The sequence below is a fragment of the Hirschia baltica ATCC 49814 genome (assembly GCF_000023785.1).
In the GTDB taxonomy this organism is placed as follows: domain Bacteria; phylum Pseudomonadota; class Alphaproteobacteria; order Caulobacterales; family Hyphomonadaceae; genus Hirschia; species Hirschia baltica.
In genome coordinates this window covers 1,247,574-1,269,759 of record NC_012982.1, presented here as the reverse complement: position 1 = coordinate 1,269,759, position 22,186 = coordinate 1,247,574, and the positions used below count along the sequence as shown (strand labels likewise).

Below are 22,186 nucleotides of genomic sequence, written 5' to 3'. Positions count from 1 at the left end.
TATGGTAGGGAATTTAGAATGACAGACATTAAGACAGCGGACAGGGACATATGGCCGGCATTCCATTTGTAAGCGACATTGAATTTGACTATGAAGAAGTGACGCAAGTGTCCCCGCTAATCCAACGGGTCATTGCAAACAATCCCGGTGCATTCACCTATACGGGTACAGGTGTCTATATCATTGGCGGCGATGAATGTGTTGTTCTCGACCCTGGCCCTAACAATGAAACCCACTTTGACGCATTAAAAAAGGCGCTCACAGGCCGCAAAATCAAATACGTGCTCGTCACCCACTCGCACATGGACCACTCCCCTCTAGCACATCCGCTCGCACAATGGGCAGGTTGTGAAGTCCTTGCAGGCGGCCCAGCCATTCCAACAGAATCAGATGTACGCATGGAAGCTGGAGATGATCTCTCTTTCCAACCCCACCAGACAATCGCGGATGGCCAGATATTCACAGGCGATGGCTGGACGATTGAAGCTGTCTCTACACCGGGTCACACAAGCAATCACTTCTGCTTTGCTTTAAAAGAAGAAAACGCATTATTTTCGGGTGACCATATCATGGGATGGTCAACAACTGTGATATCCCCACCCGATGGAAATATGGGTGATTATTTCAACAGCTTAGAAAAAATACATGCACGCGGCTATTCAACGATTTGGCCCACGCATGGACCGCCTATAACAAAAGCTGGCCCGTTTGTGGATGCGTATATTTCTCACCGCCGCAAACGTGAATCAGCGATAATTGATCGCCTGGAAGCAGGCGACACACAAATTCCTCAGATGGTAAAAACAATCTATAAAGACGTTGATAAGCGGCTACACCCTGCGGCGTGCCATTCTGTTCTAGCGCACATGATACACCTTGTTGAAACAGGCCGCGCGACTGCATCTTCGTCTAATTATGGTTTGAAAACAGAATACAGATCCACAACAATTTCTGCCTGATCTCAACCACCCTATCGATGCATACTAAAAAGCCGCTCCAAAACTGGAACGGCTTTTTTCATATGGGATAAGGCAAATGCCTTAAATCGCTATTTCATCATCAAGTTCAAATCATCCACAAAATGCTTCAGACGTGTCGCATTTGCCCCCATGTCAGACAATCCAATTCGACTAACCGAGCGCGCATTCACCCGTGACCCAATTTGCCCCTGTTTCTCAACAGTGATCACAATATCGTCTACGAAACCATACCATGGAGACGTATACGTCGCGTGGATTACACCTGCTTCGCGGTTCACACTCACAACATCCCAATTGTTTTTATTTGCCACTTCCACCACGGCTTCAATCGTGATTTCCGGTTTCACTTCAAACAATTGTGGACGTAGATTGAAATCTTGATAAGCAGCCGCCTGCAAATCTTTTACATATTTCCCCACAGCATTTGGCCATCTCCCAGCAGCAGATTCTGGCACGACAGGGTTATCTAAAACTGGGTTCCAATTATTGGCTTTTCGTTCGTCCAATAGCGCTTGAGGAAACTGAATAGGATTCGTCCAATCCGTTTGAACATCATGAATGGGCGGCAAACCAGCTACATCATCGCCCGTCTGTTTCAAATGTCCCAGCATAAACACCGGCACTAACAGCGCAATCACTACTAAAATAGAACCGCGACGTGGGGGTTTAAGCAATTGAATGATCAGTGAAACTAGACAAATAACAGCAACTGCGATCAATAAAATCGGCCCCATCTGGAACGACATTTTCACAAGCCCCGTTCCGATAGACCAAAGGCCGTATTTCACGCCAAGTGCCGCAATGACAAACCAAAGCGGACACAGAATAGCGCCTCCAATTGCTATTTTCATAGCAATGGATTGTAGCTTACTCATGGGCTCTCTTGGTGGTGGCGGCGGATAAGAACCCAACACCACAGGTTTCTCGTCTTTATTTTCAGATTGATTTGCTTCAGCTTCAAGCTTCTCAACTTCTTCAGGTGTCAATTCCGACATATTGCCCTCCTACATGCCACACTTGGTGCTTTCTATCATTAGAAAGCACCAATAGCGAACATTAAGCGGTCGGTAATTTATAGTCTTTGAAAGTTTCTCGAAGAGCAAGCTTATTGATCTTCCCAGTCGCCCCCAAAGGAATGTCATCAACAAAGGCAACATCGTCCGGTAACCACCATTTGGCTATTTTGCCATCGAAGAAAGCCAGAACCTCATCTTTGGAGACGTCCTGGCCTTCAGCTTTTTTCACAATCAATAATGGACGCTCATCCCATTTAGGGTGATGCACACCAATAGCAGCCGCCAAAGAAACTTTTGGATGAGACACGGCAATGTTTTCAAGCTCTATAGAGGAAATCCATTCTCCACCTGATTTGATCACATCTTTCGATCTGTCGGTAATATGCATCTGACCATATTGGTCGATATTACCCACATCACCTGTGTCAAAGAAATCTCTATCATCAAGTATGCTTCCTTCACCCTTCACATAGGCTGCAGCCACCGCTGGGCCTCTGATCATTAGGTGACCTGTCGCTTTACCATCTCGTGGCAAACTTTTCCCATCTGGACCAACAACATCCAATTCAACCCCGAAAGGCGGACGTCCCTGCTTCAATTTGTGGGTCATTTTCTCTTCATCGCTAAGGTTTTGCAACGGCATAGGAAGTTTGGAAACTGTTCCCAATGGGCTTGTTTCTGTCATTCCCCATGCTGGATAGACTTCTACGTCATAGTCTTCTTCAAATGCCCGCAATAATCCTTCTGGCGTAGCTGCTCCACCAATCGCCACAGAATTAAGGTGAGGCAGTGTCTTACCTTCTTTTCTCATATATTCGAGCAGCATCTGCCATACAGTTGGAACAGCGGCAGAAATCGTCACCTTTTCAGAATCCAGCAATTCATAAATAGCTGCCCCATCCATGCGCGCACCCGGCATAACCAGCTTAGCCCCACTTGCAGGACCAGAGAATGTCAGCCCCCACGCATTCGCATGGAACATGGGCACAACCGGCAATACAATATCACTATCTTTAATGCCGAGCGCGCCTGCCTGCATGGACATTAAAGTCTGCATTATGTTGGAGCGGTGAGAATATAAAACCCCCTTTGGATTGCCCGTCGTACCGGACGTATAACAAAGGCCACAAGCTGTTCTCTCGTCAAAATCCCCCCATTTTACGCTGTCACCACGACATCCTGACAGAAAGCTCTCATAGGATTTCAAATTTGGGATTTTTGTATCAGCTGGAATAACACTATCATCACCATACACCACAAACAATTTCACCCTCGGCAAATGAGGTGCGATTGCTTCAATAATCGGCATAAAAGTTGTGTCAAAGAATATAGCTTTGTCTTCTGCGTGATTAGCAATCCATGCTATTTGCTCAGGGAAAAGACGCGGGTTTAAAGTATGTAAAACCATACCAATCCCCATAGCACCATACCATGTTTCCATGTGTAGATCGCTATTCCATGCGAGCGTGGCGACAATATCGCCAGGCTCCAATCCATTCGCCAGCAATGCCTCTGAACAACGTCGCGAATCTGCGTGGATATCAGCATATGTTTTGCGAACAATAGGGCCAGCGACAGAACGCGTTACGATTTCCTGATACGGATATACCGCGAGCGCATGATTGATGACCTTATCAATAGTCATTGGCCAATCTTGCATTAATCCAAATGGTAGTTGCTGCATTATAAATCCTCTCCCAATAGAGTTTTATTTTTATGTTTTTTGTATTAAACGACATAAATACAACGAAAAAAAGTCGCGACGTAGCGTCAACTCACACAATAAAAGGCAAATAAATGCGTCCCGTTACCCTAACCTTCGCAGCTTGCGCCCTTTTTGTGTCGGCTTGTTCCCCTGAGGCAGAGAATTCCTCGTCGACTAACAAGGCACTAGATACCAATCAGACCGCACCAGATCACAATCCCGTGAGCCTTCAGGCAAAGATGGATTGTGTCAGAGAAAACGGTGCCCTTCCTGCCGCACATCGCGGTGGCCCTCGTCGTGGATATCCAGAAAACGCACTCGAGACGCTTCAATTATCTTATGAGAATGGCACACGTATTTTTGAAATAGATGTCGCCGAATCCAAAGACGGCGTTCTATTCTTAATGCATGACACAAGCCTTGATCGCACGACAGAACGCGAAGGAGTTGGCCGCGAAATAGATTGGGCAACACTAAAAAACGTTCGCCTGAAAGCGAATGGCGAAATAACCAATTTCACTATCCCCTCATTGGCTGACACTTTAAAATGGGCCAAGGAAACAGGCGCTATCATTGAACTTGATAAAAAGCGCTCCAGTAAATTTGAAACAATTATTTCTGAAGTGCGTAAAGCCAATGCGCAAAACAATGTGATTCTCATTACATATACATATGATCAGGCAGCTGAAGTTGCGCGCCTTGCTCCTGATATGATGATGACAGCTTCTGTCTCCGATCCATCCGATATTGAAACATTAGAAGCACGCGGTGTCAGACGTGAAAACCTTATCGCATGGACAGGCACAAACACGCTAAACCCCGGATTATGGTCCGACATAAAAGCAATGGGCGTTGAAGTTGCATTTGGTACATTAGGGCGTCGCGGAGATCGCTTCGATGATACTTTTTGGGCTGATCGCGATGGATCAGAATATGATGAACTTGTTGTCAATGGTGTTACAATGATTGCGACGGACTATTCTGACCGTGTTAGCAAGCATTTGACTGTGGATGACATCGCCATCGAGAAATGTGAATTCTAATATTATGTTGCACTATTCTGGAACCGGTACAAAGCGCTCAAAAACTGCAATTGTTTTTTTGCATGGCGGTGGCTTTAGCGGCTGGATGTGGGAAAACATTATCGGCCACCTGCCAGATTATTTCTGTCTCGCTATCACCCTCCCCGGCCACGGATTAAGCGCCAAAGAAGAATGGGTATCCATCGAAGATACGGCGCGCCAAGTTGGTGAGATTATCGACAATGAGCTTGAAGGCATGGATGTCCACATTGTAGGCTTGTCGTTGGGTGGACATGTGGCGCTGCAATTGCTGTCAGATAGACCCAAAGATATCAGCTCCGCCACGCTAAGCTGCATTATCCACGACCCACTTCCCAACGCCGAAATATACCACCTCTTGCTGCGCGGTATATTGAAATTCCGCAAAATTCCGATGGCTCAAAAATTTGTCGCGCATAAATTTGGCATGGCTGGTGAAAAAACCAGACGCTATCTCCAAGAAGTTCGGAAAGTAGATAAAAAAGCGATCAAGCAATCATCTGCTGAAATTGCGAATCTGAAACTCCCTCCAAACCTGCAAGAGGTATCCAGCCGGATCTTGCTTCTCGCAGGAGAAACTGAGCGCTCCTTTACCTTGGATGCACTGCCAAAATACAAGAGCGAATTTTCCAATTACCGCAGCGCTATCGTGCCCAAATATGGATATGGTTGGTCAGGCAAATGTCCTAGCCTCTTTGCAGACGCCATCCGCGCTCAGATTTCCCAAAACCAATTGCCCGCAGAATTGATTGAACAGAATTGATTGAACAGCTCTAAGGATAGAGACGCCCTGTTGACCATCCACCATTTGAAGAACGTTCAAACACAAGCCTGTCATGCAAGCGGAATGGACGGTCACGCCAAAATTCAATGTGCTCAGGTGCAATCCTATAGCCCGTCCAATGCGGTGGACGTGGTGTTTTGCCAAGCGCGTATTTCGCACCGTATTTCGCGATGTTTTTTTCAAGCTCAAACCGCCCATCCATGCGAGATGACTGATTTGAAGCCCATGCGCCAATCTGGCTGTCTTTGTGACGTGATTGGAAATACGCATCCGCTTCAGCATCACTGACTCGCGTCACATTCCCGCGCACACGTACCTGACGGCGCAGTGACTTCCAATGAAAACAGATAGCGGCTTTCATATTGGCGTCTATCTGCCTACCCTTAGCGCTTGTTGTGTTTGTATAGAAAACAAACCCATTCTCATCAAAATCCTTGAGAAGCACCATACGCACATCCGGCATACCATCTTCATCAACGGTCGCTAGAGACATCGCATTAGGATCGTTGATTTCCTTAGCCTTGGCCTCACTTAGCCATTTAGCAAACATCTCAAATGGCTCATCCTTCGCAAACCAATGCGCATCATCATCCAAAGGCTTTCCCGCAGCTTTCGCTTTCGCGTAAACCTCAGCATATTCTTCGTCCTGATAATCAGGACTATCAGGGATGAGCTTTGTCTTGTCTGTCATTTGTGCCTCTTGAACTATTACGCTTAATTATAATGCTGTTTTTCAAGAATGACAGTGTGGCGTTTTAGGTTATCGGGAATTCAATTCATAGCTCTGCACACTCCACTGTATTTTCAGAGCAGATATCCTTGACACTACCAAATATGTATATACATAGTAATGCAACGTATATTTTATGCTAATACATTATCTAATGCGCTACATAAAATGTCTGCAAAACAAAAACAAGGAGCCGACACATGGCTAACAAAAAAGTTAAAGCGATCAAAGCTGAAATCAAAACACGCAAGAAAACAATTGCGAAGCAAGAAGTGAAACTTAAAAAAGCCAAAAAAGCTCTTAAAAAAGCAGCATAATCTATTTTACCCCTTAGATAGATTATCTTTAAAACCGCCAGAAATGGCGGTTTTTTTGTAGGAAAAGACACAAAATTATTCCAAGCGACACTTTCGCTGCACTCGGAATTAAAAAAATCAACTAAAAGACTACCCAAATCAGTCATTTTGCGCTTGAAAGAACCTCATGTCACATAATACTTTTGGTCATCTTTTTCGCGTCACCACTTGGGGTGAAAGTCACGGTCCTGCCCTTGGGTGTGTGGTTGATGGCTGCCCAGCGGGTATCCCCATTTCAGCCGAAGAAATTCAGCACTGGTTAGACCTTCGCAAACCGGGCACAAGCAAGCTTGTCACCCAGCGTAAAGAAGCTGATGCCGTCAAGATCCTTTCAGGCGTGTTCGAAGATGACCGCACGAATGGTCAGGTCACAACCGGCACACCGATTTCATTGATGATCGAAAACACCGATCAACGCTCCAAAGATTATGGTGACATTCGCGACAAATACCGTCCCGGCCACGCAGACTATGCCTATGATGCCAAATATGGTGTGCGCGATTATCGCGGTGGTGGGCGCTCTTCTGCGCGCGAAACAGCCGCCCGTGTCGCAGCTGCTGGAATTGCCCGCAAAGTGTTAGGCGCTGACATTACAATTCGCGGCGCACTCGTACAAATCGGCAACAAAAAGCTAGACCGCAGCAAATGGGATTGGAACGAAACCACCAAAAACCCACTTTGGTGCCCCGATGCAAACACAGCAGCTGAATGGACAGATTATCTGGAAAGCATTCGCAAAGCCGGTTCATCTGTTGGTGCCGTCATAGAAATCGTCGCCTCTGGTGTTCCTGCTGGTTGGGGCGCACCGATTTATTCAAAACTTGATTCCGATCTTGCCATGGCCATGATGACAATTAACGCAGTTAAAGGCGTTGAAATCGGCGCTGGTTTTGAATCTGCTGCCTTAACAGGTGAGGAAAACGCCGACCAAATGCGCATTGGCGAAAATGGTCCTGAATTCCTATCCAATAATAATGGCGGTGTGTTGGGCGGTATCTCCACAGGACAAGACATTGTTGTGCGTATCGCACTCAAACCAACCTCTTCAATTCTGACTGAACGCAAATCAATAGATAAGCACGGCAATGAAGTCGACATTCGCACCATAGGCCGCCACGACCCGTGTGTCGCCATTCGGGGTGTGCCTGTAGCAGAAGCCATGATGGCGTGTGTTCTGGCAGATCATAAATTACGTCACCGAGGACAAATGGGCGGCGTATAATATGAAAGACCGCGTCTTCTCGACAACCTATAAATCAAGCCTCACATTGCCTTATATTGTCGTACCACTGATACTTGGTGCAATATTAGGGCTAATAGGTATTTATCTTGATAGACTCGTTTTCACGCTTTCATCTGCCATTTTCACATCATTTGCAGTCTGGCATTGGCCTTTCCTAGATTCTAATAAACCAGTTTTAAAGCTCACGGCGCAAGGCGCAGATATTGACGGTATCGGCCGCATTCCTTGGTCAGCTTTCAAACAAGTTGAACTTGTCGAAAAACGAAAAAAAAACCAAACGCCATCTGAAAATTGTGGTCTCAGGATTATTTTGAATTTACCGCTTTCCACTGCCGCTCAGCCACTTAAACATATGGATCGCCCCAATTGGCAGAAACCTCTAACAAAAGAAATAGATAAGCAAACTTTGCATATAGAAGCAGGATGGTTGGTTGATAGCCAAATTGACGTTGCAAATGCATTTGCATGGTTTTTAAAACCAATCCAAAAATAAACTATAAATAGCTATTCCTTCATTTTCCATTCATCTCAATAATGACAAATCATTGACTGCTGGAACTTTGGGGACGACGTGAAAGCACCTTCTTTTATTATGTTACTGCCGTTTAATCTGCTGGATATAATAAAAGAAGGACCAAAGTTTCGTTTTATTATATTGTCCATATATTCGATACTTGACGATACTTGCTCAAAACATCATTTAGTTGAAATGAACATAATAAACCCTGAAAAATAGCAAACGGCTTCTTTAAATTGAATTTTAGATGTTTTATATATTTAAAATTGCAAAATATGTGATCAATAACTCATTGAAAAACAACTTAATTTCGTATGAGAAAAGCATGATGACATTGCATTTCTCTCCATACGTAAGCTAGAATACCGAAATAAATTTGTTAGAATTTTCTAACCCACAAGCTATAAGCCCGTCCCCCCAACCCAGGGCTTATAGGCCCGGAGTGTCGTTACAATGCAAGTTGAAGCGGCACTCCGGTGCCATAAAATCTCAAACTCTAAACAACTTTAAATTAGGGCGTCCAACCCTGCTTAATACGTTTGGCATGGATCAAATATTCTCGATTGCCATCACCGCCCTTAATCGGACTCGTACACGACTTTTCTATCTGCCAATCTAGTTCATCTAACCATCTGTCAAATTGCGTTCGTGCCTTTGCGACAGCGCCCTGATTGGAAACAATTCCGCCCTTGCCAACATTTTCTTTTCCAACCTCAAACTGAGGTTTGAATAAAGTAATCAAATCAGCCTTTTCAGACCCCAATCTCAAAACCGGTTTCAACAATTTCGATAGGCTAATAAAGCTCGCATCACACACAATGATATCTGGTGGTGTATCGATCAAATTCTTATCGAGTTTACGTGCATCCGTGGCTTCATACGAAATCACACGCGGATCTGCTTTCAAGCTTGGGTGCAGCTGATCGCGCCCCACATCTACCGCGTAAACTTTTCTTGCTCCAGTACGCAATGCAACATCAGTAAACCCGCCCGTTGAGGCACCGATATCAAGAACGATTTTATCCGTCATATCGACTTTAAAAACATCAAGCGCATGTGCCAGCTTCATCCCGCCACGAGAGACATAAGGATGCGCTTTTTCTGCTGTAATAACTTGCTCAGCTGAAACCTTTGTCGATGCTTTCTTGCAGACATCGCCATCTATAGTCACTTTTCCTGCTTTAATGGCTGCTTGCCCCTGAGCGCGCGTATCCATAAGGCCGCGCGTCACCAATGCGAGGTCTAGGCGTTGCAGACCATCGGGAGAGGTATCATCTGACATTTCTTATATGCTTTCTAAGTAGCGGTTAAACACGCGCATGTTCAAACACCACGCTAAAATTATTGGCAGGCATATCATGCACATTGACCAAATGCAGGTCTGCCAGTTTAGCCGCTGATATTACCTCGCCTTCCAGATCACGAATACCCCAATGACTGTTTCTATCTCTTAGATTTACATCAAACGCAGTATTAGACTCAGATATTTGCTGACCATTGCGCTTAAATGGTCCGTACAAAAACAGTCTGCCGCCACCATTAAGATATTTCTTTGCTCCAGCAAACATGCCTAGGGAAACTTCCCAAGGTGAAATGTGAAGCATATTGCAAGACAAGATCGCATCAATTTTGCCATCAATGCCCCAATCCTTATTGGCAGCATTAATCACTTTAACTTCTTCATATTGCGCCTCAACGCCTGCATGTTGTGCCCAAGCTCGAATACTGATTTGCGCTTGTTCTTCTAAATCACTCGCAATCCAACGCATATCTGGCGCATCTTTCAAAATATGCGCCGCATGCTGACCAGTGCCTGACGCAATTTCAAGAACACGTGCATTAGCTGGGATTTCTTGCAAGAATACAGATTTAATCACATCACGATTGCGTTCAATGGATGGAGAAAACTGACGTCCATCTTCCGACGGATTTATTTTAAAGGGCTCGGGCTTATTTTCTGATTGCAAGACAAAATCCCTTGGTTATCTACTAGAACACAAATCAGTTCGATATTTGGATACACGCACACTCATGATTATTGTAAACGCAGCAGAACCGCATTTAAATGGTATTCTGGAAATATATAATCATGCAGTCCGTGAATCCTTTGCGGTTTGGACTGAACGCGAAGACACTCTCAATGACCGCCGCGCATGGATAAATAAGCTTCAAGCAAATGGATATGCCTGCATCGTTGCCGTTGATTCTAAAAACGATGTTTTAGGCTATGCTGGTTATGGTGTGTTTCGCGGCAAGCCCGGTTATGACATCACAGTTGAGCATTCCGTTTATGTTGCCGATAGCGCACAAGGTAAAGGCGTGGGTAATGCTTTAATGACAGAATTAATCAATCGCGGCATCGCCGATACGCGTCTTGAAAAAATGGTCGGTGCAATAGATGCGGGCAACCCTATCTCTATCAAGCTGCACGAAAAATTCGGCTTTCAAACACAAGGCATTTTACGCGGTGTCGCCACCAAATGGGGCGAACACCGAGATTTGCAATTCATGGTCAAAGATATCCGCTAAAGACTGAAACTATCTCCAGCCTCTATGACAGCACAACACCGCCTACAATCAGCTTAAGCTTGGCCACATCTCCGCGTCCCAAAGCAGCAATCGCTTGTGTCGCAATGGCTTTGGCAGAAAGCCCCGCATCTTCATACATTAGCTCAGGCTTGTTTTGATCTTGGAACACATCCGGCAACGTCATTGGACGGATACGCAAACCATTATCCAGCGCCCCCACTTTTGCTAAATGCTCAAGCACAAACGACCCAAAACCACCGCGCGCGCCTTCTTCCACTGTGATCAGCACTTCATGCTCTTTAGCTAAGCGCTCAATCAGATCGGTATCCAATGGTTTTGCAAAACGCGCATCTGCAACTGTTGTTGAAAACCCTTGCGCTTCAAGCATATCAGCCGCGTGCAAAGCCTCTTGTAAGCGCGCACCAAGTGCTAGGATAGCGATGGTCGTACCCTCTTTAACGATACGCCCCTTACCAATTTCCAATGGCTCAGCACGTTCCCAAAGGTCGATACCAATACCTTCACCACGCGGGAAACGAAATGCACTTGGACAATCATCAATAGCGTGTGCCGTTGCGACCATGCGCTGCAATTCAGCTTCATCAGATGCCGCCATCAAGACAAAGTCAGGCAATGCCCCAAGATAGCCGATATCAAAAGAACCAGCATGGGTCGCGCCGTCCGCCCCAACAAGGCCAGCACGGTCAATCGCAAATCTTACGGGTAGTTTTTGAATCGCCACATCATGCACAACACTGTCATAGGCGCGTTGCAGGAATGTTGAATAAATCGCACAGAATGGCTTCATTCCATCAGCAGCCATCGCCGCAGCAAACGTCACACCGTGCTGTTCTGCAATGCCGACATCAAACATGCGCTCAGGGAAAGCATCCCCAAATTTATCCATGCCCGTACCAGATGGCATAGCCGCAGTAATTCCAACAATGCGTTCATCATCTTTAGCTAAACGAATCAGCTCTTGCGCAAAAACATTTGTATAGCTTGGCGCATTCGGCTTGGATTTGGCCTGTTCACCCGTGATCACGTTGAATTTAGAAACACCATGATATTTATCAGCGGATTTTTCAGCAGGCTCAAAGCCCTTGCCCTTTTCCGTCACGACATGAACCAGAACCGGTCCGTTTTTCATGTCGCGCACATTTTCCAGCACCGGAATAAGCGTATCTAAATCATGTCCATCAATAGGACCAACATAATAAAAACCAAGCGCATCAAACATCGCCCCGCCAAGCGCGAAGTCTCGTGCATAATGCTCGGCTTTCTTAGCGGGTTTTTCCAAACCAACCGTTTTCGCCATCATCTTTCCGGCTTTGCGGAATTGACGATATCCTTTGGAAGACACTGTCTTAGATAAATAATGACTCAACGCTCCGACCGGTGGCGCAATAGACATGTCATTATCATTTAGAATCACGATCATGCGCTTGTGCATACCGCCCATATGGTTCATGGCCTCATACGCCATACCAGCCGTCATAGAGCCATCGCCAATCACACACACAACATTGCGGTCTTCATCTTTCAGGTCACGCGCTGTGGCAAATCCGGCACCCGCCGAGATAGATGTTCCTGCATGTGCAGCACCAAATGGATCGTATTCACTTTCAGAGCGTTTTGTGAAACCAGATAATCCGCCGCCCTGACGCAGTGTACGAATTTCAGCACGTCGTTCCGTCAGTATCTTGTGCGGATAACATTGATGGCCAACATCCCACACCAGCTTGTCATCGGGTGTATCAAAAACTTTATGGATAGCGACAGTCAACTCCACCACTCCCAGAGCAGAGCCTAAATGCCCACCCGTGGTCGACACGACATCTATCGTCTCCCGACGAAGCTCGTCGGCAACTTCAACCAATTCCTCAATCGACTTTGTCTTGAGATCAGCTGGAGACGAAATAGTGTCTAGTAATGGTGTTTTTTTATTCATTGTATTATTCAGACTATACAAGTTTTCGCTTTTAGTGGCGACGATCTAGCACAAAATCCACGGTTTGTGTCAAAGTAGTGGCGCGACCACCAAATACTGACAAGTGTTGCTTTGCTTGATCTGCTAACATTTCTATACGCGAAATCGCACTTTCTTCTCCCAAAAGTGAGACGAAATTCTGTTTCCCAGCATCTTTGTCTTTAGAAACAGCTTTACCTAGAACAGCCTCATCCCCCTGCACATCCAATAAATCATCTTTAATCTGGTATGCCAGCCCCAAATCAGTCGTAAACCCTGCAAGTGCCTGGTGTTCGTGCTCGTTTGCACCGCCAATAATAGCACCAAATTCTGCGGCGCATGATATCAACGCACCTGTTTTCATACGTTGCATACGTGCAAGAATGTTTAATGCATCCTTATCATCAAAAGATGGAGCCATATCAATCATCTGACCGCCGACCATACCGCGTGCACCAGAGGACAAAGCTAACACCTCAATCAATTTACACCGCACGCCCGCATCACCATGCGTTTCGGTATTGGCCAATATTTCAAAAGCCAAAGCCTGCAAAGCATCTCCCGCTAACACAGCCGTCGCTTCATCGAAAGCCTTGTGTACAGTTGGAAGTCCCCGCCGCAAATCATCATCATCCATGCAGGGTAAATCATCATGAACCAATGAATATGCATGCACACATTCAAGCGCACTCGCAGCCCGCAAGAGAGACTTTTCCGGCGCATCAAACAAACGTCCAACTTCTATGGTTATAAAAGGACGAAGTCGCTTACCACCCGCCAATGCCCCATGACGCATCGCACGCATTAGCTGGGCTTCTGGGCCTATTGCAGACGGTATGAACTTGTCGAGTACAACTGTAACTTTATCAGCGCATTCAGCGAGGCTCTGTTCAAAACTGGCAATTGCATCCAATTGCTCAGTCATGAAATATCGCTTGCTTCGACACCAGTCGCAGACATTCCATCAGATCCAACAATGATCTTTTCAACCTTCGTTTCGGCGGCTTGGAGTTTCTTTTCACAATGAGATTTCAACGCTTCCCCACGCTCATATATGAGAATGGAGTCTTCCAATGCGACGTCACCACTTTCCAATTGCTGAACAATGCGCTCTAACTCTGCCAGAGCGTCTTCGAAGTTCATTTTTGGAATGTCCTTGTTCGACGATGCAGCGGCCATGTTGATCCTCCGGTTTTTATAAGAGTGACGAACCATACGATTCTCAACGCCTTCAAACAAGCGTTGAAACCGTTTAATTAGCTATGTTTTTCATAAATTCGGAAGGACCAATAGCTATCGCCGCCGTCATGGGTGCATTTCCACCCGCGTCTTTTTAACTCAGGTCGCATCATTCGATTAAACCAACCATGCGCAGCAAGCACAGTATCCTCGCCAGATGCAGCCTGATTTATCAGCTTCTCTACGGCGTCTTTTGCGCGTTTACGTGCCTCTACTTGGCTCTCCTGACCACCAGAATGTCCAAAGCACCAAGATACACGCGAAATCACATTCCATCTTTTTGGAAGAAACTTCCAAAAATCCGACCAATCAGGTGGGGGTAAAGGTGCTTCGATAAAAATAGAATCTTGCCGCACTTCTCGCCCCAATGCGATTGCCTGCGCTGTTTCAATCGCTCTTGGTCGAATGCTTGTATTTATGAAAGGTGCATTCTTTGTCGCTTCCAGCAATTGCTTTGAAGGCCCTTGCCCATCATCTTTCAAGGAAGCTTGTTCATAGGAGGCCCACCAATCCAGATATTGACGAGCCGTCAGCCGAGGACCTAATTCACGATCTTTGGCGGGCTTACCATGGCGTGCAATAATAATGCGGCCAAATTTGTTTGATGAATCACCCATAGAGCCAGCAAGTTTGGATGCAGAAATATGATTGTCTGGCTGCTGCGGCACTGATTAAACAACCCTTTATTATTATCTTACACCACCAACCGGAAAGTGCAGACATCCCAAATCCAGATCCTCGGTGTAGCCGCCTCTTTATGGATGAGCAAGCCTGACTTACAATTCACATTCAATTTCATGCAGAAGGACGCTGAATAGCGACTGAAATACCATTTTTTTAATCAGCCTACGAACTTAAAAAAATGATCCCAACCGACAAGTCAAGAATTGCGCAGCGCCCGCATTATCCCGTCTTTACGACTTGTCATTGTCTGTTCGGTTGCCAAAATCACATCCAGACGACGCCGTAATTTCACTGCGATCTCAGATATTGGACCAAGTGACGCCTCTTCTAGATTATTCCAGACTTCCCCGCCTATACCCCGCACTGCACCGCCGAGCGAATTGCCCAACAACACCCCATTACACACCGGCATGTACCGACTAGCATAGTATTTTTTGTAATGCTCAGCTCCAACTCCCAGATCAGCCGTCTGAATGCCTTCATGACAAGCCGCCTCCAGCAAACGCGTTTGCAGCAACATGCCAGGAGAATATGTGTGATATTCAGGATTGTATGCTGAGATCCAACCATGCAGTAAATTATCAGTTCTCAGCCCAAATTCAGCAGCCATAAGTTTGCCATCACACCGTAAAGTCGTCAGCACCCCCGCCAAATGCGGCGTCTGTGATTGAAAACATTTGTGCAACATCTGGCGCGTCCAATCTGGCGATAAAACATCGTGCAGACCAGTTCTTTGAAATTGCTCTCGCTTCCACTCTATCAGCTGATCTAAAGCCTCTTCAGATGGGTCGTGAAAGACAAGCTCCAGCTTACCAACTTCTTTTTCAGCTTGTCGCCACAAACGACGTGATTTCTTAAAATGCTTAGGATATTCCGAGCGCCGCGACTCTAGATAAGCGTCATACCCTACAGACAAATCAGCGATAAAAGCACGCGCTTTGCCTCTAATACTCAATCCAAATTTTAATAATTCTGGATCAAGTTTAGAAATATCAATCGCTAAATCAGCGTCTGCATTCAATGCATCGGCAGAATCAGTCACCACCGGCATTCCCGAAAAACTATACGCAGCCCCTTTAACATATGAGAGCATTTCACCCGCAATATGCTCATATCCAGCCTCAAGGATTGGCCCGTTATAGTCCGAGAATGGTGCTCCAACTGGCCGCGCTAAACGCAGCCCCATCCCAGACATTTGCACAGGCAATATGCCAACTATTACACCCGCCTCATTTCTTGCGACCACAATTTTGATATCTGACCGAACCTGCCCAGCAATACTGACAAAATCAGGTGTGAAGTAGGGACTCACATACCTTGTATTATCATGGCAAATCTTACGCCAAGCAACCACCATTTCTGGTGATATTTCTTCTGGAGACACAACTTCAAACTGCATGAAATGGACCATAAAAAACCAAAAACACAAATCGACCGGCGCGATACGACACTCTTGCGAAAATCACACCAAAGTCACAGCTTCAATGTTTTTTTACAACCCTTTCCATACTCGGGAAGTCGGACATTTCGATTCTGGGGTCTTTTTACATCTAGACAATGTAAACAACACAGTTTCACCGCGTCCCATAAGATGGTCAAAAGGAACATATCCTATCGTCGTTGCTTGCGTGCCCACTCTAAAGCGACGCCCACCCCATCCTGTTGGATCTTGGTTGTATAATTCTATATGACCGAAAGGCGCACGCGAATCTTCGGAATTGTCTCTATTGTCACCCATCATAAACACATGATCTTCAGGCACTTCAAACACAGGCGTATTGTCGTAAGATTGTGCTCCAGCAAATTTATGCGTCAAATAGGATACGCCATTAGGCAATGTTTCACGGTATTCAGTCGTATTTTCTGCCATTGCACGTCCATGCGGCGCATAGCGGAAACGGCGCACAACTTCACGCTCAACCGCCTCACCATTTATATGCAAATGTCCATCAATCATCTGAATGCGATCGCCGGGCAGGCCAATTAGCCGCTTAATCATCACCTTATTGTCATTGGGATGACGAAACACAACCACATCCCCTCTCTTGGGAACTGACGCGAACATTTTTTGATTCGGGTTTGATTTGTCTTCCTTGGTAAACCAAGTGCCTATACCAAAAGCAGGAGAATAACGGTCATATCCATAGGCATATTTCGCAACGGCAACACGGTCACCAATTTGTAGATTCGGCACCATGCTTTCAGAAGGAATAGAACGCAGTTCAAAGGCAAGAGACGTCAACAAAAGCCAGATTGGCAAGAAAATGGCAATTGTCATGCCTGTTTCTTTGGCTTCGTGAATCCACCAAGCTAGACCTGTCAGTTTCTCCGTTTTTTCTTCGTTCACAGGCTCGTTGTCTACGCCAGTTTCAAGAGTCATTTCAATCGTACCGCCGTACCATAAACTAAAATTTCCGCAGCGCCCTGCATGATTGTGGAGGTTGTGATTCGCATTGATACAACCGCATCTGCACCAAGACTTTGAGCATGCGCAGTCATACGATCTAGCGCTTGCTCGCGGGCTTCCGCGATAAGTTTTGTATATTCCGACACTTCACCACCCACCAATAAACGCAAAGCTGCGACCACGTCATGCCCCACATTGCGCGCGCGCACAACATTGCCACGTGCGATACCTACAACTTCGGCAATTTCTCTATTGGGGACTGTTTCCGCCATTGTCACTAGAACTGTCATGCTATCGCTCCACATTCTTAGAATAATAATTGTCTTCGCTGCTCGTAAGGCGGTCTATAATGACTTTCACGATCAAAACGCCCACGCCAATTATAGGCAATCCTACGGTCAGTCCTATCAATGCCATAAAAACCGTTGTCCCGCTTCCATCTGTGCGAATGGATGATAAACCCGATGCGAAGCCAAACAAAAAGACGGCGGCATAAATGAATATGCCCGCTCCAATAAGGCTAATGCCCAAAATCGTCCACCCGCTAGGATATGACTTTGAGCGAGATGTTTGCTGATTTCCAAACGGCGGATGATTGGTAAATTTATCTTGCAAAAATTGTCCCTCAACCATCAGGACAATATCACATCTGCCCTATCTAAATTCCAAAATCCTGCATCTTTTACTAATGCACAATATTCAGAGAGACTAGAGCGACATCAATATCTTAAGGTCAAGTCCCATCATCATTGGGTTTAGCTTGATATCTGTACACGCCATCCACCAATGTCCGGCTCACCCGACCGCGCAAATAAAGATAATTCAAATGCGCGACAGCTTCTCCAGTTGCGGTGAAATAGTCTCCTTTTCCAATCTTGCGAAAGAAAAGTGTTCCAAATACGTCAAGTGTGGTCGCTGGTTCTTTTAATTTATTCCAAAGACGCTCTATCTGCCTTTGATGGCCCTCAATCAGATTTGTCAAACGTTGATGCGCCCCCTTAAAAGGTCGATTATGCGCCGGAAGCACAAGCACATCGGCTGGCACTTCTTTGATCAACTTGGCGCAGCTATCCAACCAATCGGTCAATGGGTCTGCCTCTGGCTCTGTGGGATAAACAGACACATTTGATGAAATGCGCGGCAATAACTGGTCTCCAGAAATCAACACATTCAGCTCTTCACAATAAAGACATACATGCTCAGGACTATGACCATTCCCCACTATTATACGCCAATCGCGTCCGCCGATTGAAAGCACATCCTTATCTTGCAAACGCCGAAAAGCTTCAGGCAATGGCCAAACCATCTGACCAAAAAAACCAAATTTCTTGGTATAATGGTCAAGCATGTCTGCATCCCAACCCGCCTGCGTATAAAACTTTATACCTTCCGGCGGTGCCGCGCGGCCCGTATCAGCAACGAGCATACGGCAGAACACATATTCAGCCTGAGACATCCATAATTCACAGTCAAATTTTCGTGTCACCCAACCCGCCAATCCAATGTGGTCAGGGTGTAAATGCGTTCCTATTACGCGCGTAATAGGTTTCCCCTTTAGGTGATTATCAAACACCTTTTCCCAATGATTACGGGTCTCTTCCATCGACATACCCGTATCAACGAGAGTCCAACCATCTTCTTCTTCAATGAGCCAGAGATTGATCCAGTCCAGCCCTTTAATCGGCAAAGGCATTGCCACCCACAAAATACCCGGCGCAACTTCCGTCACTTCTCCAGGTTCTGGGTGTTCTTCAAACGGATAATCAAGTTTCACACGGCCAGTCTTGCCAAAAAACTCTTCTTTACGTGCTTTGTCTGCAGCGATCGCTTCTTCAGATGTTAAAGCGCCTTCGGCTGATTTAGGCATATTTGGCGTATCCTTGGCTTGGTTTTACTTTTAATTTGAAACCAATCTAGGCATAGCCGCTTCACATTGAAATACTGCCGTTGAGGAAATCAACGTCAACTAAATCATCTCAGCTACACCTAAACCCCTGTCATATCAGACAGAACGCGAGATAACAGGCTTATAAAGCTTTGGCCAAGAATGGGTGAAAATGTTGTGTCATCGCTTCGCAATGGCTTGTTAGAATTAATACCCGTCACCACCACGCCGTCTTGAGTTTTTGATAACCAAGGCCCACCTGAAGATCCTTCCGTGAGTTGATTTTCTGCTTCCATCACCCCCAATGCAGATGATTTTAATCGTCCTGTGGACGCATAAAGATATTGCCCATCAAAAGCATATTTCGCTGTAGGGTTTTGCGGATATCCCAAACTAAATGTCGCTTCTGGCGCATCAGGACTAGCAACTCTCACACCTAATGCACCTGTTTTCTGCACAATGGGTTTATCAAGAACGACAAACGCAAAATCATGAGGACTGGTTGCTTCCCCTTCTTCGGGAGACACCCACCCTGTCAAAACATATCCGCGAATGCCAGCCCATTTTTCTGTTTCCACACCAGCGCGATAGCTCGGCTCAAATATTGTCCATTCAGCCAAACCAGACACTTTCGAAGAAGCTTTTTGCCCCGTTTGACTCTCAATATCTCTATTTTTAGATTGCGCATTAACAGCACGCGAAAAAACACAATGCCCCGCAGTCGCGATCACACGGTCTGATACAACCCATGCTGTGCAATGACGCACCACACCCTCAATACTATAACTCAGGCGTCCAATCGCTGTATAAGGATATTGAGATTGATCAATAATGGCCTCTGTCAGTTCACCCGATTGACGAACCTCATCTAACCGCTTTTGCACATGCGGAGTGGGCACTCCGTGGATTTCTGGTCGCCCATAATAATGTAAACTGGCAGGCGGGGTCGCAATCAACACTTGTCCATTACTGGAAAGCGCGTCCAACTCACTTTTCAGCGCCTCAGGATTATCAACTAAATCATGGGTAGGTTTGGATGGACCATATACTTTATCTGGCATTTGAGCAGGTATTGAGGCTTGTGCCAACAAGTCAGAGCCGGAGCGCTCATATCCTGCAGGCGGCGTCATTTCAAACACGATCGGCTCTAATGCAGAAGCGTCATCCATTCAGGTTTTATCCTCCAAGATATACAAAAACGGCGCAATAAAGCGCTCTTATATACATTATCACGCCCTGACGGGACATAACGCCTCTTCCGGTTTGGCGCACGATGGGCCATAAGCTTTCACAGAATTTAAAAAATTATGCCTTAAGAAAGTGTCTTCTCTATGGTCGACAAGTCAAAATTACCTTCGCGCCACGTCACGATTGGCCCTAAAAAAGCACCTCAACGCTCATACTATTACGCTATGGGTCTCGGGACGAAGGAAATTGAGCAGCCATTCGTGGGTGTCGCGTCTGCATGGAATGAAGCAGCCCCATGTAATATCGCCCTTCAACGACAGGCTCACGCTGTGTCTGAAGGCGTTAAAAAAGCCAATGGAACACCACGCGAATTTTGTACAATCACAGTAACTGACGGTATCGCAATGGGAACAGAAGCCATGCGCTCTTCCCTTGTATCGCGTGATGTAATTGCAGACTCCGTTGAGCTTACAATTCGCGGGCATTTTTACGATGCGCTTGTTGGTATTGCTGGGTGTGATAAATCCCTTCCGGGCATGATGATGGCCATGTTGCGCCTAAACGTTCCATCCGCTTTCCTTTATGGTGGTTCCATCATGCCGGGCCGCTTCGAAGACAAAGACGTCACCGTGCTGGATGTGTTTGAAGCTGTTGGTTCCTATGCCGTTGGCGCAAACAATATGAACGAAGAAAAGCTCAACAAACTTGAGAAAGTCGCATGTCCGGGTGCGGGTGCGTGTGGTGGTCAATTTACAGCCAACACAATGGCATGTGTCTCTGAAGCCATCGGTCTTGCCCTACCTCTCTCATCTGCTCTACCAGCACCTTATATAAGCCGTGATGAATACGCTGTTGCCACAGGTGAAGCTGTAATGGCATTGATCGAGCGCAATCTGCGTCCGCGTGATATCTGTACGCTTGAAGCCTTTGAAAACGCCGCAGCCGTTGTTGCCGCCACAGGTGGATCGACGAATGCAGGGCTTCACCTTCCAGCTATGGCCAATGAAGCAGGTATTGATTTCCCGCTTGAGCGCGTGGCTGAAATCTTCAAGAAAACCCCTTACCTTGCCGACCTAAAACCCGGCGGGCGCTATGTGGCCAAAGACATGGGTGAAGCCGGCGGCATGCCAATGCTCATGCGCACAATGCTTGATGGCGGATACCTGAACGGTGATTGTATCACTGTGACGGGTAAAACACTGGCCGAAAACCTTGAAGACGTAAAATTCGACCCGACACAAAAAGTCATCTACCCCGTCACAAACCCGCTTTCACCGACAGGCGGTGTTGTCGGCTTGAAAGGTTCTATGGCACCAGATGGCGCAATCGTGAAAGTCGCCGGATTGGCCCACCAAACATTTAGCGGCCCAGCGCGTGTCTTCGATTCTGAAGATGATTGTTTTGAAGCCGTGCGCGACAAAACATACAAAGAAGGCGACGTATTGGTTATCCGTTATGAAGGCCCTAAAGGCGGCCCCGGCATGCGTGAAATGCTCGCCACAACAGCTGCGCTCTACGGCCAAGGCATGGGCGATAAAGTGGCTCTCATCACAGATGGACGCTTCTCCGGTGCTACACGTGGTTTCTGTATCGGACACGTCACACCCGAAGCTTATGATGGCGGCCCTATCGGTCTTGTAAAAGATGGCGACATCATCTCAATCGACGCGATCAAAGGCACAATCGACCTTGAAGTTGACGAGGAAGAGCTCGCCAAACGCCGCGCAGACTTTGTACCCAAAGAAAACCTCTACGCCACCGGCGCACTTTACAAATACGTCCAAACAGTTGGCCCAGCCCACCTTGGCGCGTGCACACATCCCGGTGCAAAACACGAAAAACACATGTATGCAGACCTCTAGGTTCTAGCGACACTTCAAATCCGAAAAGCCC

Annotated in this window: 22 protein-coding genes; 7 read left to right on the top strand and 15 right to left on the bottom strand. The window is 46.4% G+C overall.

The genetic code is table 11. From position 1 onward, the window contains the following. The first annotated feature begins 50 nt into the window (after nt 1-50). On the top strand, nt 51-959 hold the full coding sequence (locus HBAL_RS05995) for an MBL fold metallo-hydrolase (protein ID WP_015827042.1): 909 nt from the start codon (nt 51-53) through the stop codon (nt 957-959). Between the two features lie 89 nt (nt 960-1,048). On the opposite strand, the gene HBAL_RS05990 is transcribed toward HBAL_RS05995, so the two are convergent. After that, the gene (locus HBAL_RS05990; protein ID WP_015827041.1) at nt 1,049-1,975 is read right to left on the bottom strand and encodes a DUF1499 domain-containing protein; all 927 of its coding nucleotides are present in this window, start codon (nt 1,973-1,975) and stop codon (nt 1,049-1,051) included. A 61-nt stretch (nt 1,976-2,036) separates the two neighbouring features. After that, complete coding sequence (locus HBAL_RS05985; protein ID WP_015827040.1) at nt 2,037-3,680, bottom strand: fatty-acid--CoA ligase; 1,644 nt, start codon at nt 3,678-3,680, stop codon at nt 2,037-2,039. A gap of 113 nt (nt 3,681-3,793) precedes the next feature. On the opposite strand from HBAL_RS05985, the gene HBAL_RS05980 reads away from it, so the two are divergent. Next, on the top strand, nt 3,794-4,744 hold the full coding sequence (locus tag HBAL_RS05980) for a glycerophosphodiester phosphodiesterase family protein (protein WP_015827039.1): 951 nt from the start codon (nt 3,794-3,796) through the stop codon (nt 4,742-4,744). A gap of 4 nt (nt 4,745-4,748) precedes the next feature. After that, nucleotides 4,749-5,525, top strand: a complete 777-nt coding sequence (locus HBAL_RS05975; RefSeq protein WP_149037373.1) for an alpha/beta fold hydrolase — start codon at nt 4,749-4,751, stop codon at nt 5,523-5,525. A gap of 10 nt (nt 5,526-5,535) precedes the next feature. On the opposite strand, the gene pdxH is transcribed toward HBAL_RS05975, so the two are convergent. Next, complete coding sequence (gene pdxH / locus HBAL_RS05970; protein ID WP_015827037.1) at nt 5,536-6,237, bottom strand: pyridoxamine 5'-phosphate oxidase; 702 nt, start codon at nt 6,235-6,237, stop codon at nt 5,536-5,538. A 522-nt stretch (nt 6,238-6,759) separates the two neighbouring features. Here pdxH and aroC point away from each other — a divergent pair. Beyond that, on the top strand, nt 6,760-7,854 hold the full coding sequence (gene aroC / locus HBAL_RS05965; protein WP_015827035.1) for a chorismate synthase: 1,095 nt from the start codon (nt 6,760-6,762) through the stop codon (nt 7,852-7,854). A 1-nt stretch (nt 7,855) separates the two neighbouring features. Beyond that, nucleotides 7,856-8,368 carry a hypothetical protein gene (locus HBAL_RS05960; protein WP_015827034.1) on the top strand — a complete coding sequence of 171 codons (513 nt, stop codon included), beginning with the start codon at nt 7,856-7,858 and terminating at the stop codon, nt 8,366-8,368. A gap of 535 nt (nt 8,369-8,903) precedes the next feature. On the opposite strand, the gene HBAL_RS05955 is transcribed toward HBAL_RS05960, so the two are convergent. Both HBAL_RS05955 and HBAL_RS05950 read right to left on the bottom strand, forming a co-directional pair. Further along, nucleotides 8,904-9,674 carry a TlyA family RNA methyltransferase gene (locus HBAL_RS05955; RefSeq protein WP_015827033.1) on the bottom strand — a complete coding sequence of 257 codons (771 nt, stop codon included), beginning with the start codon at nt 9,672-9,674 and terminating at the stop codon, nt 8,904-8,906. A gap of 25 nt (nt 9,675-9,699) precedes the next feature. Continuing rightward, the gene (locus HBAL_RS05950; RefSeq protein WP_015827032.1) at nt 9,700-10,359 is read right to left on the bottom strand and encodes a DUF938 domain-containing protein; all 660 of its coding nucleotides are present in this window, start codon (nt 10,357-10,359) and stop codon (nt 9,700-9,702) included. Nucleotides 10,360-10,423: 64 nt separating this feature from the next. On the opposite strand from HBAL_RS05950, the gene HBAL_RS05945 reads away from it, so the two are divergent. Continuing rightward, the gene (locus HBAL_RS05945) at nt 10,424-10,921 is read left to right on the top strand and encodes a GNAT family N-acetyltransferase (protein WP_015827031.1); all 498 of its coding nucleotides are present in this window, start codon (nt 10,424-10,426) and stop codon (nt 10,919-10,921) included. A gap of 22 nt (nt 10,922-10,943) precedes the next feature. On the opposite strand, the gene dxs is transcribed toward HBAL_RS05945, so the two are convergent. The 10 genes from dxs to HBAL_RS05895 all read right to left on the bottom strand — a co-directional run bounded on the left by dxs (nt 10,944) and on the right by HBAL_RS05895 (nt 20,274). Continuing rightward, complete coding sequence (gene dxs / locus HBAL_RS05940; protein ID WP_015827030.1) at nt 10,944-12,872, bottom strand: 1-deoxy-D-xylulose-5-phosphate synthase; 1,929 nt, start codon at nt 12,870-12,872, stop codon at nt 10,944-10,946. A gap of 31 nt (nt 12,873-12,903) precedes the next feature. Continuing rightward, nucleotides 12,904-13,815 (bottom strand): polyprenyl synthetase family protein, encoded by a 912-nt coding sequence (locus HBAL_RS05935; RefSeq protein ID WP_015827029.1) that lies wholly within the window; start codon nt 13,813-13,815, stop codon nt 12,904-12,906. Further along, entirely contained in the window at nt 13,812-14,069 is a 258-nt protein-coding gene (locus tag HBAL_RS05930; protein ID WP_015827028.1) for an exodeoxyribonuclease VII small subunit, read from the bottom strand. Before HBAL_RS05930 ends, HBAL_RS05935 begins: the two co-directional genes overlap by 4 nt. Before the next feature lie 77 nt (nt 14,070-14,146). Then, nucleotides 14,147-14,797, bottom strand: coding sequence for a histidine phosphatase family protein (locus HBAL_RS05925; RefSeq protein ID WP_015827027.1), 651 nt, complete (start codon nt 14,795-14,797; stop codon nt 14,147-14,149). Between the two features lie 212 nt (nt 14,798-15,009). Next, a complete protein-coding gene (locus tag HBAL_RS05920) occupies nt 15,010-16,212 on the bottom strand; it encodes a GNAT family N-acetyltransferase (protein ID WP_015827026.1) in 1,203 nt (400 codons plus the stop codon). Nucleotides 16,213-16,305: 93 nt separating this feature from the next. After that, the gene (gene lepB / locus HBAL_RS05915; protein ID WP_015827025.1) at nt 16,306-17,193 is read right to left on the bottom strand and encodes a signal peptidase I; all 888 of its coding nucleotides are present in this window, start codon (nt 17,191-17,193) and stop codon (nt 16,306-16,308) included. Further along, on the bottom strand, nt 17,190-17,510 hold the full coding sequence (locus HBAL_RS05910) for a YbjQ family protein (protein WP_015827024.1): 321 nt from the start codon (nt 17,508-17,510) through the stop codon (nt 17,190-17,192). The genes lepB and HBAL_RS05910 overlap by 4 nt, the downstream gene beginning before the upstream one ends. Nucleotide 17,511: 1 nt before the next feature. After that, nucleotides 17,512-17,835: a hypothetical protein gene (locus tag HBAL_RS05905; RefSeq protein WP_149037372.1), complete on the bottom strand. Its 324-nt coding sequence runs from the start codon at nt 17,833-17,835 to the stop codon at nt 17,512-17,514. 118 nt (nt 17,836-17,953) lie between these two features. Next, nucleotides 17,954-19,087 (bottom strand): MBL fold metallo-hydrolase, encoded by a 1,134-nt coding sequence (locus HBAL_RS05900; RefSeq protein ID WP_015827022.1) that lies wholly within the window; start codon nt 19,085-19,087, stop codon nt 17,954-17,956. Between the two features lie 119 nt (nt 19,088-19,206). Beyond that, on the bottom strand, nt 19,207-20,274 hold the full coding sequence (locus tag HBAL_RS05895; RefSeq protein WP_015827021.1) for a trypsin-like serine peptidase: 1,068 nt from the start codon (nt 20,272-20,274) through the stop codon (nt 19,207-19,209). A gap of 162 nt (nt 20,275-20,436) precedes the next feature. On the opposite strand from HBAL_RS05895, the gene ilvD reads away from it, so the two are divergent. Next, complete coding sequence (gene ilvD / locus HBAL_RS05890) at nt 20,437-22,155, top strand: dihydroxy-acid dehydratase (protein WP_015827020.1); 1,719 nt, start codon at nt 20,437-20,439, stop codon at nt 22,153-22,155. Nucleotides 22,156-22,186 lie beyond the last annotated feature (31 nt).

What these genes read in the sequence shown, in the direction of transcription:
- HBAL_RS05910 (WP_015827024.1), bottom strand. Translation starts at nt 17,510, where the DNA reads ATGACAGTTCTAGTGACAATGGCGGAAACAGTCCCCAATAGAGAAATT.
- HBAL_RS05945 (WP_015827031.1), top strand. Translation starts at nt 10,424, where the DNA reads ATGATTATTGTAAACGCAGCAGAACCGCATTTAAATGGTATTCTGGAA.
- aroC (WP_015827035.1), top strand. Translation starts at nt 6,760, where the DNA reads ATGTCACATAATACTTTTGGTCATCTTTTTCGCGTCACCACTTGGGGT.
- HBAL_RS05895 (WP_015827021.1), bottom strand. Translation starts at nt 20,274, where the DNA reads ATGGATGACGCTTCTGCATTAGAGCCGATCGTGTTTGAAATGACGCCG.
- pdxH (WP_015827037.1), bottom strand. Translation starts at nt 6,237, where the DNA reads ATGACAGACAAGACAAAGCTCATCCCTGATAGTCCTGATTATCAGGAC.
- HBAL_RS05900 (WP_015827022.1), bottom strand. Translation starts at nt 19,087, where the DNA reads ATGCCTAAATCAGCCGAAGGCGCTTTAACATCTGAAGAAGCGATCGCT.
- dxs (WP_015827030.1), bottom strand. Translation starts at nt 12,872, where the DNA reads ATGAATAAAAAAACACCATTACTAGACACTATTTCGTCTCCAGCTGAT.
- ilvD (WP_015827020.1), top strand. Translation starts at nt 20,437, where the DNA reads ATGGTCGACAAGTCAAAATTACCTTCGCGCCACGTCACGATTGGCCCT.
- HBAL_RS05920 (WP_015827026.1), bottom strand. Translation starts at nt 16,212, where the DNA reads ATGCAGTTTGAAGTTGTGTCTCCAGAAGAAATATCACCAGAAATGGTG.
- HBAL_RS05980 (WP_015827039.1), top strand. Translation starts at nt 3,794, where the DNA reads ATGCGTCCCGTTACCCTAACCTTCGCAGCTTGCGCCCTTTTTGTGTCG.
- HBAL_RS05975 (WP_149037373.1), top strand. Translation starts at nt 4,749, where the DNA reads ATGTTGCACTATTCTGGAACCGGTACAAAGCGCTCAAAAACTGCAATT.
- lepB (WP_015827025.1), bottom strand. Translation starts at nt 17,193, where the DNA reads ATGACTCTTGAAACTGGCGTAGACAACGAGCCTGTGAACGAAGAAAAA.
- HBAL_RS05935 (WP_015827029.1), bottom strand. Translation starts at nt 13,815, where the DNA reads ATGACTGAGCAATTGGATGCAATTGCCAGTTTTGAACAGAGCCTCGCT.
- HBAL_RS05930 (WP_015827028.1), bottom strand. Translation starts at nt 14,069, where the DNA reads ATGGCCGCTGCATCGTCGAACAAGGACATTCCAAAAATGAACTTCGAA.
- HBAL_RS05995 (WP_015827042.1), top strand. Translation starts at nt 51, where the DNA reads ATGGCCGGCATTCCATTTGTAAGCGACATTGAATTTGACTATGAAGAA.
- HBAL_RS05990 (WP_015827041.1), bottom strand. Translation starts at nt 1,975, where the DNA reads ATGTCGGAATTGACACCTGAAGAAGTTGAGAAGCTTGAAGCTGAAGCA.
- HBAL_RS05985 (WP_015827040.1), bottom strand. Translation starts at nt 3,680, where the DNA reads ATGCAGCAACTACCATTTGGATTAATGCAAGATTGGCCAATGACTATT.
- HBAL_RS05955 (WP_015827033.1), bottom strand. Translation starts at nt 9,674, where the DNA reads ATGTCAGATGATACCTCTCCCGATGGTCTGCAACGCCTAGACCTCGCA.
- HBAL_RS05960 (WP_015827034.1), top strand. Translation starts at nt 7,856, where the DNA reads ATGAAAGACCGCGTCTTCTCGACAACCTATAAATCAAGCCTCACATTG.